Annotated in this window: 12 protein-coding genes and 1 pseudogene; 8 read left to right on the forward strand and 5 right to left on the reverse strand. The window is 73.9% G+C overall.

Annotation, left to right across the window (positions count from 1 at the left end; genetic code table 11):
* The first annotated feature begins 329 nt into the window (after positions 1-329).
* The 4 genes from panD (at position 330) to ACIPXB_RS00350 (ending at position 3,324) form a co-directional block, all read left to right on the forward strand.
* A complete protein-coding gene (panD, locus tag ACIPXB_RS00335) occupies positions 330-749 on the forward strand; it encodes an aspartate 1-decarboxylase (protein WP_401442538.1) in 420 nt (139 codons plus the stop codon).
* A 52-nt stretch (positions 750-801) separates the two neighbouring features.
* The gene (locus ACIPXB_RS00340; protein ID WP_401442541.1) at positions 802-927 is read left to right on the forward strand and encodes a hypothetical protein; all 126 of its coding nucleotides are present in this window, start codon (positions 802-804) and stop codon (positions 925-927) included.
* Positions 928-1,028: 101 nt separating this feature from the next.
* Positions 1,029-2,612: an FG-GAP repeat domain-containing protein gene (locus tag ACIPXB_RS00345; protein WP_401442543.1), complete on the forward strand. Its 1,584-nt coding sequence runs from the start codon at positions 1,029-1,031 to the stop codon at positions 2,610-2,612.
* Positions 2,613-3,024: 412 nt separating this feature from the next.
* Entirely contained in the window at positions 3,025-3,324 is a 300-nt protein-coding gene (locus ACIPXB_RS00350; RefSeq protein WP_401442546.1) for a hypothetical protein, read from the forward strand.
* 127 nt (positions 3,325-3,451) lie between these two features.
* Here ACIPXB_RS00350 and gndA read toward each other — a convergent pair whose 3' ends face one another.
* On the reverse strand, positions 3,452-4,894 hold the full coding sequence (gndA, locus tag ACIPXB_RS00355) for an NADP-dependent phosphogluconate dehydrogenase (RefSeq protein WP_401442549.1): 1,443 nt from the start codon (positions 4,892-4,894) through the stop codon (positions 3,452-3,454).
* Between the two features lie 185 nt (positions 4,895-5,079).
* On the opposite strand from gndA, the gene ACIPXB_RS00360 reads away from it, so the two are divergent.
* A complete protein-coding gene (locus ACIPXB_RS00360; protein WP_401442553.1) occupies positions 5,080-6,450 on the forward strand; it encodes a transglycosylase family protein in 1,371 nt (456 codons plus the stop codon).
* Positions 6,451-6,474: 24 nt separating this feature from the next.
* Here ACIPXB_RS00360 and ACIPXB_RS00365 read toward each other — a convergent pair.
* Positions 6,475-7,287: pseudogene (locus ACIPXB_RS00365) on the reverse strand (DMT family transporter); the annotation flags it as partial.
* A 246-nt stretch (positions 7,288-7,533) separates the two neighbouring features.
* On the opposite strand from ACIPXB_RS00365, the gene ACIPXB_RS00370 reads away from it, so the two are divergent.
* Positions 7,534-9,015 carry an SDR family NAD(P)-dependent oxidoreductase gene (locus ACIPXB_RS00370; protein WP_401442555.1) on the forward strand — a complete coding sequence of 494 codons (1,482 nt, stop codon included), beginning with the start codon at positions 7,534-7,536 and terminating at the stop codon, positions 9,013-9,015.
* A gap of 114 nt (positions 9,016-9,129) precedes the next feature.
* Here the strand turns inward: ACIPXB_RS00370 and ACIPXB_RS00375 are convergent, their stop codons facing one another.
* Positions 9,130-9,657: an HD domain-containing protein gene (locus ACIPXB_RS00375; protein WP_401444349.1), complete on the reverse strand. Its 528-nt coding sequence runs from the start codon at positions 9,655-9,657 to the stop codon at positions 9,130-9,132.
* A gap of 329 nt (positions 9,658-9,986) precedes the next feature.
* Here ACIPXB_RS00375 and ACIPXB_RS00380 point away from each other — a divergent pair, with 329 nt between their 5' ends.
* Both ACIPXB_RS00380 and ACIPXB_RS00385 read left to right on the forward strand, forming a co-directional pair.
* Positions 9,987-10,163 (forward strand): hypothetical protein, encoded by a 177-nt coding sequence (locus ACIPXB_RS00380; protein ID WP_401442557.1) that lies wholly within the window; start codon positions 9,987-9,989, stop codon positions 10,161-10,163.
* A gap of 150 nt (positions 10,164-10,313) precedes the next feature.
* The gene (locus ACIPXB_RS00385) at positions 10,314-11,300 is read left to right on the forward strand and encodes a reductase (RefSeq protein ID WP_401442560.1); all 987 of its coding nucleotides are present in this window, start codon (positions 10,314-10,316) and stop codon (positions 11,298-11,300) included.
* Positions 11,301-11,459: 159 nt separating this feature from the next.
* Here ACIPXB_RS00385 and ACIPXB_RS00390 read toward each other — a convergent pair whose 3' ends face one another.
* Together ACIPXB_RS00390 and ACIPXB_RS00395 are read right to left on the reverse strand one after the other, a co-directional pair.
* On the reverse strand, positions 11,460-12,896 hold the full coding sequence (locus ACIPXB_RS00390; protein ID WP_401442562.1) for a lipase maturation factor family protein: 1,437 nt from the start codon (positions 12,894-12,896) through the stop codon (positions 11,460-11,462).
* Between the two features lie 11 nt (positions 12,897-12,907).
* The gene (locus ACIPXB_RS00395; protein WP_401442565.1) at positions 12,908-13,441 is read right to left on the reverse strand and encodes a DUF1990 family protein; all 534 of its coding nucleotides are present in this window, start codon (positions 13,439-13,441) and stop codon (positions 12,908-12,910) included.
* Positions 13,442-13,444 lie beyond the last annotated feature (3 nt).

Below are 13,444 nucleotides of genomic sequence, written 5' to 3' on the forward strand. Positions count from 1 at the left end.
CGGCCGTCTTCTTCTGGATAACCCAGGGAGCGGGTCTTCTCCCTCATGGACGGCCCTCCCGGGGTGCATCCCAATCTGCGTGACGTGCCGTCAGGCAAGTCAGCATCTGGTCAGCATCGGTCCCCCACATTCCGAAGCGGCTGGCCGATGCGAAGCCTGGTCGGCGGCGTCGCAACGGCCTGGTGCCCACGGAAGTGCAGGCCAGGAGCCGTCTCGTCCGAGGCAGTGGATTTTCCTTCCGACCTCCGGTCCGACGCCTGCCGGTGTAGAGTGCGGAACGCCCTTGACCTGCAGAAAGCAGGCAGGGAGCCGTCTTCTAGGAGCTCACATTGCTTCGCACCATGTTCAAGTCCAAGATTCACCGGGCCACCGTCACCCAGGCCGATCTGCACTACGTCGGGTCCGTGACGATCGACGCCGAGCTCATGGAGGCGGCCGATCTGCTGCCCGGGGAGCTCGTGCACATCGTCGACATCGACAACGGCGCGCGCCTGGAGACGTACGTCATCGAGGGTGAGCGCGGGTCGGGCGTGATCGGGATCAACGGTGCCGCGGCCCATCTCGTGCACCCCGGGGACCTGGTGATCCTGATCAGCTACGCGCAGGTCGAGGACGCCGAGGCGCGCACGCTGACCCCGCGCGTCGTGCACGTCGACGCCGGCAACCGGATCGTCGAGCTGGGCGCGGACCCGTCCGCCCCGGTACCGGGCACCGACCAGCTGCGCAGCCCGCAGGCCGTCGCGCTCTGACGGGCGCACCGCCGGGCGGTGATCGCCCGGCGGTGCGTACGGCCCGGAGGCCGTGGACGTCGTCGTCCTCGCCCAGGCGTCGATGGCCGGCGCCGCCGAAGCAGTCCGCAGCGGGGTCCCGGTGCTGGCCAGTCCGGCGCTCGGGCTGGCGGCGGCCCTGGGGCAGGGGCAGGGGTGACTCCCGGCCACGGCCGGGGTGACGGGTGACGCGGATATTCCTGTCCGCTCACCGGACCCGGCGGCTAGGGTCGCGATGATCATCAGATACCAGGAGTATGCATGCATCGCACCCGACTGCGGCCGCTCGCGCTGGCCCTCGTCGGCGGCCTGACCGCCACCACCCTCGGCCTGCTGACCCCGGCGGCCACCGCGGCCGCCGCCCCGCCGGCCATCCCGACCGCGCTCGACACCTTCCCGGCCACGCCGTGCTCCGGTGGCCCGGTCGGGCTCACCAGCCTGAGCCTGATGGCGACGGTCGACGTCCCGGACGGCCCGGGCGCCTCCGGGTACGAGGCCGAGTTCCAGGTCACCCGCGTGGGCGAGAGCGCCCCCGCCGCGGCCTACACCGTTCCCGCCGCCCGCGGCCGGGTCACCACGGCGGTGCTGCGGGACGGCACCCTGCCGGCCGGTGACTACCGCTGGACGGTCCGGGCCAAGGACGGTGCCGGGCAGACCTCGCCCTGGTCCGCCGGATGCGCGTTCTCCCTGGACCTGACCCGGCCCGCGGTGCCGCCGAAGGTCAGCTCCGAGCAGTTCCCCGAGCGGGACGGCTCCGCGGGCACGGGGACGGGCAAGGCGCGTACGCCGGGCACCTTCCGCTTCGACGCGGGCGGGGTCGAGGACGTCGACCACATCGTCTACTCCACCGACTGGGAGCGCACCGAGGCCACCGTGGCCCCCGGCGGCAGCGTCGTCATCACCCCGCCCAACGCCGGCCCGCACTACGTCCACGCCTACAGCGTCGACCGGGCGGGCAATCGCTCCGACACCGTCAACTACCTCTTCATGGCCGACCGGACCGGGCTGCGCGACGCGCCCGGCGACCTCGACGGCGACGGTCACCGCGACCTGTGGAGCGTGGGCGCAGACCACCGGCTGCGCCTCTTCTCGGGCCGCGGCGACGGCACGTTCGCCGCGCCCGTCGAGGCCGGCCCGGCCTTCCCGGCCGGCGCCCAGGCCGTCGTCAGCGGCGACTGGACCGAGGACGGGTACAACGACCTGATCGCCTTCCACGGTGCGGGCGGCCAGGACCGGCGCCTGTGGGTCCACAAGAACCTGGGCATGGGAACCAGCCTGCCCTCGGACTCTTTCGAACTGTCGGTGTTCTGCCCGGTCCAGGACCCCGAGATGGGCTGCGACTCCGGCAACGAGCACTGGGGCGACGCGCAGGCGATCGCGGCCGCCGGTGACCTCGACGGCGACGGCGGGCCCGAGCTGCTCGTGCAGCAGGGCAAGCGGCTGTGGGTGTACTTCGGCGGCAGCGGCGGCTACCTGGACGCGCTGCGGCCGCCGCTGCTGGTCGGCGAGGCCGACTGGGACGCGTACACGGTCACCGCGCCCGGCGACACCGACGGTGACGGCATCGTGGACCTGTGGCTGCGCCACGGGTCCACCGGCGACCTCTACCGGGTCAGCGGCGCGCACGGCACCGACAGCCGCCTCGACCCGACGCGCTGGGCCACCGCTCCCCGGGTGAAGATCGGCTCGGGTGTGACCGCGGCCGCGTTCCCCTCGCTCGGCACGGCCGGCGACCTCACCGGTGACGGCCTGGCGGACCTGCCGGCCGTGGACGCCACCGGCCGCGCCGTGTACTTCCGGGGCACCGCCACCGGGATCGACGGCGCGCCGGTCGTCGTCGGCTGACCGGCGCGGCGTAAGACGGCGGGCGTACCGGGACGGATCGGGGGAAGGTGGGGTGCATGGCACCACATCTCGATCAGACCCAGCCCCCGCCGCCGGAACCCCCGCCGGAGCCGGGTCCGGGACCCTTCCCGGACCCCGAGCCGATCCCGCGGCCCGTTCCCCCGGAACCCGGCCCGTTCCCCGAACCGGACCCGGTCCCGGCCCCGCCGGGCCCGGCCCCGATCCCCCAGCCCGGCCCGCTCAGCCGCGGGGCTTCCGGCGCCCCCGGCCCCTGAGCCGCGGCCGGCCGGAGCGCGGCCGGGCGGCTGCGCCGTACGGATGGACTCGGGCCGTTCGGCGGCGGATACGGGGTCTCGTCGTGCCGGGCGGCCTACGGTCGCACTGCCCAGCTCCTCCACGAAAGGCAGTACTCGTGCGATCGATCCGCTCCGCCCTGACCGCTCTCGCCGCCGCCGGTCTCGTGCTGGCGGGCGCGTCCAGTGCCTGCGCCGCCGATGACTTCACCGTCTACGCACCGATCAGCCAGACGTACTCGATCGTCTTCGGCGACCTGAGCCAGGTGGCCGGCGACGACGTCTTCAACGCCGGCCGCGACAACACGGTCGGTTCCCACAACGGTGCCGCGGCCGCCGGTGACATCGGCATCGCGGGCCTGCCCGGGACCCGGATCCTGAGCAACGAGGCCCTGATGCGCGGAGCCCTCGGCAGGTGACGCCCGCGCCCTACGGCGTCGAGCGGACGGCGGCGGCCCCGAGGGGCCGCCGCCGTCGGCGTGTGATGCCTGCGATGCCCGTGACGCCAAGGCAGCCCGGGCAGTCCGGGCAGCCCGGGCAGTCCGGTCAGTCCGTGCGGACCTCGGAGCGGTCACCGCTCCACAGGGTGTGGTACGAGCCCTCCCGGTCCGTGCGGCGGTACGTGTGGGCACCGAAGAAGTCGCGCTGGCCCTGGGTCAGCGCCGCGGGGAGGCGCTCGGCGCGCAGCGCGTCGTAGTAGGCCAGCGACGCCGCGAAGGCCGGCACCGGAATACCCTGCTCCACCGCCGTCACCAGCACGGCGCGCCAGTCGTCCTGCGCCGCGCCGATCTCGCCCGCGAAGCCCTCGTCGGCCAGCAGGCTCGGCAGGTCCGGCCGGGCACCGTACGCGGCCCGGATCCGGTCCAGGAACGCCGCCCGGATGATGCAGCCGCCGCGCCACAGCGAGGCCACCGCGCCCAGGTCGATGTCCCAGCCGTACTCGGTGCTGCCGGCCTGGATCTGGTGGAAGCCCTGCGTGTACGAGACGATCTTCGACGCGTACAGCGCCTGCTCGACCCGCGCGGCGAACGCGTCGGCCGCCTCGCCCGACAGCGCCGCGGCCTTCGGGCCGGCCAGCGAGGCGGACGCGGCCCGCAGCGCGCCGTGGCCGGAGACGGCCCGGGCGAAGACGGCCTCGGCGATGCCCGACACCGGGACCCCGAGGTCCAGGGCGATCTGCACGGTCCAGCGGCCCGTGCCCTTCTGCTCGGCGGCGTCGGCGATCACGTCGACGAACGCCTGCCCGGTCGCGGCGTCCGTGTGGGCCAGCACCTCCGCCGTGATCTCGATGAGGTACGAGTCCAGCCGGCCCTTGTTCCAGGTCCGGAAGGTCTCGGCGATCCGGGCGGGGGAGTAGCCGGCGACGTCGCGCAGCAGGTGGTAGGCCTCCGCGATCAGCTGCATGTCGGCGTACTCGATGCCGTTGTGCACCATCTTCACGAAGTGGCCGGCCCCGTCGGGGCCCACGTGCGAGGTGCAGGGCGTGCCGTCGGCGGCCTTGGCGGCGATCTTCTCCAGCAGCGGGCCGAGCGAGGCGTAGGACTCCTGCGAGCCGCCCGGCATGATGCTCGGCCCGAGCAGCGCGCCCTCCTCACCGCCCGAGATGCCCACGCCCACGAAGTTGATGCCCTGCTCGCGCAGTTCCCGCTCACGGCGCCGGGTGTCCTCGAAGTGGGCGTTGCCGCCGTCGATGATGACGTCGCCCGGCTCGAGGAGTCCGGCGAACTCGCGGATGACGGCGTCGGTCGGCTCACCGGCCTTCACCATGATGATCAGACGGCGCGGGCGCTCCAGCGCCGCCACGAAGTCCTTGGCCGACTCGGCGGCCACGAACGTCCCCTCGTGGCCGAACTCCTCGACCAGCGCGCGGGTCTTGGCGGCCGTGCGGTTGTGCACGGCCACGGTGAAGCCGTTACGGGCGAAGTTGCGGGCCAGATTGCTGCCCATCACCGCGAGCCCGGTGACGCCGATCTGGGCTGTGCTGCTCATGCGTGCGCTCCTGAATGCCTCGATGTGCGGTCCGTACCGACGCTACCCCGCCCCCGGCGCGGACGGCCCGCTTACGGGGCTATGGAATGTCAACTTCCCCTTGAGTGAGCCCGCTTGCGCCCCTTGTCATGCCCTGGGCGTCCCGTTAGGTTGTGCGGTTCCTGATGTCTTCAAGGGGGCTCCCCATGGGTGTACGGGGCCGGCACCGCCGGTACCAGCCGAGCAGCATCAACCGGGCGTCGCTTGTCTTCACCGCCGGCGGAGCCGGCATAGCGCTCCCCTTCATAGGCGCCGGCACGGCGGAGGCGGCGTCGGTCGACACCTGGAACAAGGTCGCGGCCTGCGAGTCCACCAACAACTGGCACATCAACTCCGGCAACGGCTACTACGGCGGGCTCCAGTTCACGCAGAGCACCTGGCGGGCCTTCGGCGGCACCGCCTACGCCGCGCGCGCCGACCTCGCCACCAAGGAACAGCAGATCGCGGTCGCCGAGAAGGTGCTCAAGGGGCAGGGGCCGCAGGCCTGGCCGGTGTGCTCCAAGAAGGCCGGACTCACCCGCGGCGGTCCGGCACCGCTGCTGACGCCGTCCACGTCGGCCCCGTCGGCCAAGTCCGCCCCGTCGGCCAAGTCCGCACCGGGAGCCCAGCCCCCGCGCACGCAGGCCTCCCCGCAGCAGGCCCCCGCGCAGGCCGCCAAGCCCCCGGCCCAGCCCCCGCAGGGCGCCGCACCCCGCCCGACCGGCACCACGGTGCTGCCCAGCCCGTACGTCGTGGCCCCCGGCGACTCGCTCTCCGCCATCGCCCAGCGCCAGCACGTCGAGGGCGGCTGGCAGGCCCTCTACGAGACCAACCGCGCCACCGTCGGCGACAACCCGAACCTCATCTTCCCCGGCCAGCGCCTGACCCTGCGGGTCACCCTCACCCCGCCCGCCCCGGCCCCGGAGAAGCCCCCGCGCACCGCCGACCCGGTCAAGCCCGGCGAGCCCCCGCAGGCGCAGAAGCCGGCCGCGCCGGGGCCGTCCGAGAAGCCGCGGCCCACGCCGCAGGAGCAGGCCAAGCCCACTCCCGCGCCCCAGCCCACCACCCCGCAGGCCAAGCCCACGGAGCAGCAGCGGACCCAGCCCGCGTCAGCGCGGCAGCAGGCTCCCTCGGCGGGCTTCACGGCCCCCGTCGACGCGGCCATCGGCACCGCCTACCGGGTCGCCGGATCCTCCTGGAGCAGCGGCTACCACACCGGTGTCGACTTCCCGGTACCGACGGGGACCTCCGTCAAGGCCGTCGGCCCCGGCCAGGTCGTCTCGGCCGGCTGGGCGGGGGCGTACGGCTACCAGATCGTCATCCGCCACGCCGACGGGAAGTTCTCCCAGTACGCGCACCTGTCGGCGGTGTCGGTCAAGGCCGGCCAGCAGGTCTCCGGCGGCCAGCGGATCGGCCGCTCCGGGTCGACCGGCAACAGCAGCGGCCCCCACCTGCACTTCGAGATGCGCAGCGGGTCCGGCTACGGCTCCGACATCGACCCGCTCAAGTATCTGCGCGCCCAGGGGGTACGGATCTGACCCGCGCCGCCGCGCCGGCACCGCCGTGAGCAGCAGCAGGCCGGCCGCCGCCAGCGTGCCGGCCGCCAGAGCCGCCACGGCACCCGCCGTCCCGTAGCGGAAGCCCTCGTCGAAGAGCGTGATGCCGACCGCCGCCGCGACCACCGGATTGACCACCGTCACCGTGGACAGCGGCGCGGTCAGGCCCGCGCCCTGGTACGCCGCCTGGGACAGCAGCAGGCCGCCCGAGGCCAGCACGGCGATCGCCGCCAGCTGCGTCCACACCACGTCCGTCGCGCCGCCGGTGAAGGCGTCGGCGACGGACTTGGTGAAGACCGAGGCCATGCCGAAGGCCGTCCCCGCCGCGGCCGCGAGCAGCACGCTGCGCAGCACCGGCCGGCGCATCCGGTGCGCCGCCAGGAACAGCACCGCCGCCCCGGCCCCTGTCAGCGACAGCAGCAGCGTCTGCTCGTGGCCCGCCAGGACCGGCTCGGCCCGCCCGTCGCCGCCGGTCAGGGCCAGCAGCCCGGCGAGCCCCACGGTGGCCATGAGGGCGCCCCGCCAGGCGGCCGCGCCGGCCCGGCGCCGTACGAAGAGGGCCGCCATCGGCAGTGCGAAGACGATGGTCAGCGCGCCCAGCGGCTGCACCAGGCTCAGCGGCCCGTAGGCCAGCGCCACCACGTGCAGCAGCGCGCCCATGCCGTTGAGCCCCACCGCCAGCCACCAGACGGGCCGGCGCAGCGGGGCGTACCGCCGGTCGGGGGTGCTGCGGGCGACTTGCTCCTGGACGATGGCGCCACCCGCGTAGGCGAGGGCGGAGACCAGGCAGAGCAGGACGGACAGCACCAGGGTACTCATGTGTTCCACCATGCCTGGTCACAGGCCTCCGTGCCTCCCTCCACAGGAGGTGATCACTCATACTCCAGTCGTAGTACGGGAGTACGCGACGTGATGATCCGCTTGCGATGGGTGACGTGCACGCCCGCGGGTTTGTCCCGGGGCCCGCCGGATCCGTACAGTTCCCCTTTTGGGGACTTCCCGCAGGATTTCCGCGCCGCGCTCACCCAGCGGGCAGCGGGCGAGCATCGAGGAACGGCAGCGGCCATGACGGTGACCGAGACCGAAGACAACCAGGCATACGGGCCGGGCATCGACCCCGAGCGACTGGCGGTCTGCCTCAGCGTGCTCGACGAGCTCGACAAGATCGACGTCGACCACCCCGACGCGATCACCGTGCGCCGCGCGACCGCGGGGATCTACCGTACGGTCAAGCAGCGCCGCCGCCAGGAGCGCCGCGCCTCCAAGACCGCCAACGACAAGGCCGTCACCGAGGCCACCGCGACCGGTTCCGCGCAGCGCATCGACGACGAGACCGAGGGCATCCTGCCCTCCTCGGTCACGGAGGCCGGCCGGATCGCCGGGATACTCCAGCGCCCGCGCTCCTGCTACGTCTGCAAGACGCGGTACGTCGAGGTCGACTACTTCTACCACCAGCTGTGCCAGGACTGCGCCGCCCAGAACCGCGCCAAGCGCGAGGCCCGCGCCGACCTCTCCGGCAAGCGCGCGCTGCTCACCGGCGGCCGGGCCAAGATCGGCATGTACATCGCGCTGCGGCTGCTGCGCGACGGCGCCCACACCACCATCACCACCCGCTTCCCCAAGGACGCGATCCGCCGCTTCAAGGCGATGGACGACTCGGCGGAGTGGATGCACCGCCTGGAGGTCGTCGGCATCGACCTGCGCGACCCGGCGCAGTCCGTCGCGCTCGCCGACCAGGTGGCCGCGGCCGGCCCGCTGGACATCCTGATCAACAACGCCACGCAGACCGTGCGCCGCCTGCCCACCGCGTACGCGGCCCTGGTGGAGGGGGAGAGCGCCCCGCTGCCGGCCGGTGAGCTCCCCGCCCACCACGTCATCGGCGCCTTCAACTCCGGCGCGGTCGACGGCCTGGCGGCGCTGCCGGTCGGGGTGAGCGGGCTCGAGGCGCAGAAGGTCGCCGACCTCGCCCTGGTCGCGGGCAACGCCAGCCTCGAGCGGCACCTCGACGGAACCGCCATCGACGCGGGCGGCCTGCTGCCGGACGTGGTGCAGTCCAACACCTGGGTGCAGACCATCGACCAGATCACTCCGGTCGAGCTGCTGGAGACCCAGCTGTGCAACTACACGTCGCCGTTCATCCTGATCAGCGCGCTGCGGCCGGCGATGGCCGAGGCCGCCCGGAAGTCGGCGGGCGGGCGGGCGTACGTCGTCAACGTCTCGGCGATGGAGGGCGTGTTCAGCCGCGGCTACAAGGGCGCGGGACACCCGAACACCAACGCCGCCAAGGCCGCGATGAACATGGTGACGCGGACGAGCGGCCAGGAGATGTTCCAGACCGACCGGATCCTCATGACCTCGGTCGACACCGGCTGGATCACCGACGAGCGCCCGCACTTCGACAAGCTGCGCCTGGCCGAGGAGGGCTTCCACGCGCCCCTCGACCTGGTCGACGGCGCGGCCCGGGTCTACGACCCGATCGTGCGCGGCGAGGCGGGCGAGGACCTGTACGGCGTCTTCCTCAAGGACTACGCGCCCGCCAACTGGTAGCCGCGGGGGCGGGCCCGGCCCGCCCGCGCCGGACGCCACGCCCCCGGCCGCGAGCACGCGGCCGGGGGCGTGGCGTCTCACGTGGTTCACGCCGTGCGGTTCACGCCGTGCGGTTCACACCGTGTGGTCGTACGCCCCCGCCGCGACCAGCTCCAGAACCGGACGCCAGTCCTCCATCACGCCCGCGTCGAGCCCCACCACCTTGCCGGCGTCGTCGGCCTGACGCAGGATCACCGCGGCCGCCGCGTCCGGGTCGGCCTCGAAGGCGCGTACCTCTGCCTCGCCCATCACCCCGCCCTGCGCGTGCAGCGTCAGCTCGCTCTGCGGGGACAGCGCCCGCTCCGGCTCGACGGCCGCCAGGTAGCGCTTGGCGGGCACGTGCAGCGCGACCAGCCGCGCGACCCGGCGGCCCAGCAGCGGCCGGACCGCCGCCGCGGCGCGGTCGGCGTGGCCCGCGTCGTCGCCCGGGAAGAGCAGGTGCCCGAGGTCGTGCACCAGACCGGCGACCTGGAGCTCCTTGTCGAAGGGGTGCGAGCGGCGCAGCAGCGCCGCCGTCTGCAGCCCGTGGTCGTGCAGGTCCACCGGGTCGCCACTGCGGTCGGGCGTGTCCCACGCCCCCCGGCAGGCCCGCAGCAGATCCATCAGCTCCTCGACCGTGTCCACCGTCGGCACCCGGACGTCTCCCACCGCCACTCCCTTCCGTCGTCCGCACGTGACGCCGGCGAGCAGATCATCTGCCGGCGACACGCCGACGTGCGACTTCATGAACATGGGGCGAAGGTGAGGGGGCAACACGGATTTTACTTTCCCATCGAGCGGGGGCCCGCTCATATGTGTACTCTGATGCACACGGACGGCCCCACCAGGGCCACTCTCCGTGTCGAGAACGACAGCGCCACCGCGCTCGGATGCCCTGTTTACCTGCCCGGCGCGGTACGCCCGACGGGTTACCCGACACAAAGGAGTGCGCGGTGACACCAGAAATGACGCAACAGGACCAAAGCCGCGGCGAGCGGCAAGAGCGGCGCGGACGCACGCGTTCCGACGAACTCGGCAGCCTGGAGGTGTGGGCCCGCTCCGCACCGATCCGGCTCGCGGGGTACGAGGACGACCTCGCCGAACCGCACATCCTGCCCGGCATCGACTGATCGCCGGACCTCTCGCGGGCGGCCCCCCAGGGTGCCGCCCCGGCGCCCCCGACGCCCGCCGGCGCGGGGGCGCCGCGTACGCCCACAGCGTCATCGCTGTGGGCGATCAAGGCTTCCCTCCCCGTCCGGCACCCCGGCAGGCTGGCCGCCATGAAGCTCTTGATGCTCGGAGGTACCGAATTCGTCGGCCGTGCGCTCACGGAGGAGGCCCTGGACCGGGGCTGGGACGTGACCGTCTTCCACCGCGGCCACCACGCCCCGCCGCCCGGAGCGGCCCGGCTGCACGGCGACCGCACGGCGCCCGGCGGGCTCGACGCCCTCGCCGCGGGGGAGTGGGACCTCGTCGTCGACACCTGGGGCGGTGCTCCCACCGCCGTACGCGACGCCGCCCGCCGCCTGCGCGGCCGCGCAGGCCGCTACACCTACATCTCCAGCCGCTCCGTCTACTCCTACCCCGCGCCGTTCGGCCTGGCCGAGGACGGACCCCTGGTCGAGGGCTCGCCGGACGCCGGCTCCGTCGCCTACGCCGAGGACAAGCGCGGCGGGGAACTGGCCGCCGCCGGCACGTTCGGTGAGGACGCGAGCCTGCTGGTGCGCGCCGGACTGATCCTCGGCCCGTACGAGAACGTCGGCCGGCTGCCCTGGTGGCTCACCCGGATGGCGCAGGGCGGCCCGGTCCTCGCCCCCGGCCCCCGCGACCTTCCCGTGCAGTACGTCGACGTGCGCGACCTGGCCGGCTGGACCCTGGACGCGGCCGCTGCGGGCCTCTCCGGTCCGTACAACCTGGCCTGCCCGAACGGGCACGCGACCCTGGGCGACCTGCTCCAGGCCTGCGCCGAGGTGACCGGCGGCCGCGCCGAGCTCCGCTGGACCGACCCGCAGCGGGTCCTCGACGCCGGGGTGCAGCCCTGGACCGAGCTGCCGGTGTGGCTCCCCCGGGGCGAGCTGTACGACTTCATGTACGGCGGCGACGTCACCAGGGCGGTGGGCGCGGGCCTGAAGTGCCGCCCGGTCGAGGAGACCGTGGCCGGCACCTGGGCCTGGCTGACGGAGCTCGGCGGCGCCGCCCCGCAGCGCGCCGACCGGCCCCGGCCGGGCCTCGACGCGGAGCGCGAGGCGGCGCTGCTCGCGCGGTAGCGCGGGGCCACGGCCACCGGCGCGGCGCCGGCCCGGCGGATCGTCGTCCGGGCCCCGCGCCGGGTCCCGGCCGGGGCTCAGGCCCCGCGGGCCCTGGTCGCGGCTCAGGTGCGGCGGGCCCTGGCCGGGCTCTCAGGCGCGGCGGGCCCCAGCCGGGGCTCAGGCGCCGCGGGACCCGGTCGCCGCGAGCCGGGTCGGCGGCAGGTACTCGCGCAGCAGCGTCCGGTGCCACCAGGCACCCGTCGCGCGCAGCTCCCGCCAGGTGGTGAACCGGTAGCGGTACACGCGGGCCCGTACGAACAGCGGCGGGGCGTCCGGGAACGGGTTGTGGCGCAGCAGCCGCAGCGTGTCCCGGTCGCCCGCCAGCAGCCGCTCGACGAACGGCCCGAACCAGTCCCGCGCGTAGCCGGGGGAGAGCGCGGCGAACCACATCAGCCAGTCCAGCCGCAGATGGTACGGGGCGAACTGGCGCGGGACGCGGCGCAGCGCACCCGGTTTGCCCTTGAAGCCGTACTCCCGCCAGTGCCCGTCCTCGCGCGGCACGGGGTCGGCCGTCCCCTCCACCACCACCTCGTCGCGGATCCGGCCCACCGTGCCGAAGGCCCCGTAGGTGTTGACCAGGTGGAGGGCGTCGAAGGAGCGGTTCATCACCTGGCGCCTGGAGATCATGTTCCGTACGGGGTGCCGGCTCAGGGCCAGGACCAGCACGGTCAGCGCGCACACTAGCACCACGAACCACAGCGGCGCCGGGTTCCCGGCCGCGGCCGGCGGCGGGCCCGCGAGCCCGGTGAAGTCCACGGCCGACAGTGCGAGGGTGATCGTCAGCCAGTTCAGCCAGGCGAAGTTGCCGGACAGCACCAGCCACAGCTGGGTGGCCACGACCGCCCCGGCCGCGACCGAGGCCACCGGCTGCGGGGTGAACAGCAGCACCGGCACGAGCAGTTGCGTCACGTGGTTGGCCCCGCACTCCAGCCGGTGCAGCCGCCTGGGCAGCCGGTGGAAGAACCAGCTCAGCGGCCCGGGCATCGGCTGCGTCTCGTGGTGGTAGTACAGACAGGTCAGGTCCCGCCAGCAGGCGTCGCCGCGCATCTTGATCAGCCCGGCGCCGAACTCCACCCGGAACAGCACCCAGCGCAGCAGCCACAGCACCAGCACCGGCGGCCCCACGTCCGCGTTGCCGAGGAACACGGCGAGGAACCCCACCTCCAGCAGCAGCGACTCCCAGCCGAAGGCGTACCAGGTCTGCCCGACGTTCACGATCGACAGGTACAGCACCCACAGCAGCGCCCACATGGCCATCGCGCAGCCCAGCGGTACGGCGTCGCCCGCCCCCGCGGCCAGCGCCGCCGCCACCGCCGCACCCGCCCATGCGCAGCAGGCGAACAGGCGGTCGGAGTAGCGCAGTTGGAACAGGCTCGGGGCGCGTTTGAACGGCACCCAGCTGACGTACTCGGGCACCGGGAGCATCCCGCGCGCCCCGATCAGCGCCCGGAACTGCAGCGCCGCCCCGAGGAAGGCGCAGAGGTAGACGCCGGCCAGAGCCCGCTGGAAGACCAGCCGGCCCAGCCAGTACCCGGGCCCCACGAACCAGTCCATCGCCTCCAGTATCAGCCGCCCGCGGCCAGGGCGCGCAGGGTGCGGGTCAGCAGGCGGGCGTAGCGCAGCTGGAGGAAGGGGACGACCGGGCCGGCCAGCCGCGTGTACCAGGTGGCGGGCCGGCTGAAGGCCGTCACCTCGAACCACACCGTGCCGTCGGCCGCCAGTTCCACCAGGAAGGACTCCTCTCCGCTCTCGGGGTGCCCGTCGCGGGTCCCGTACGCGAACCCCGCGCGCCCGGGCGCGTACGCCGTCCAGATCACCTCGCACGGCGCCGAGATCCGCAGCGGCCCGAGACCGATGCCGACCTCGACCTGGCTGCCGGGCCGCACCGAGGCGTGGTCCGCGCGGACGGTGAAGCCGGTGGCGCGGTGCAGCGCGAGGGTGGTCACCGCCGTACCGGCCGCCTCGAAGACGGCCCGGCCGTGCCCGAGCGGGGCGCGGTGGTGCAGGTGGTGGTACCCGGCGGGCAGCGGCCGGCGGGCCGTCGCGCCGCGGTCGGGGTAGTTCAGGGTGTCCCGTCCGGCGCTCATCAGTCGGGTCATCGG

The sequence above is a fragment of the Streptomyces sp. NPDC090022 genome (assembly GCF_044748145.1).
In the GTDB taxonomy this organism is placed as follows: Bacteria; Actinomycetota; Actinomycetes; order Streptomycetales; family Streptomycetaceae; genus Streptomyces.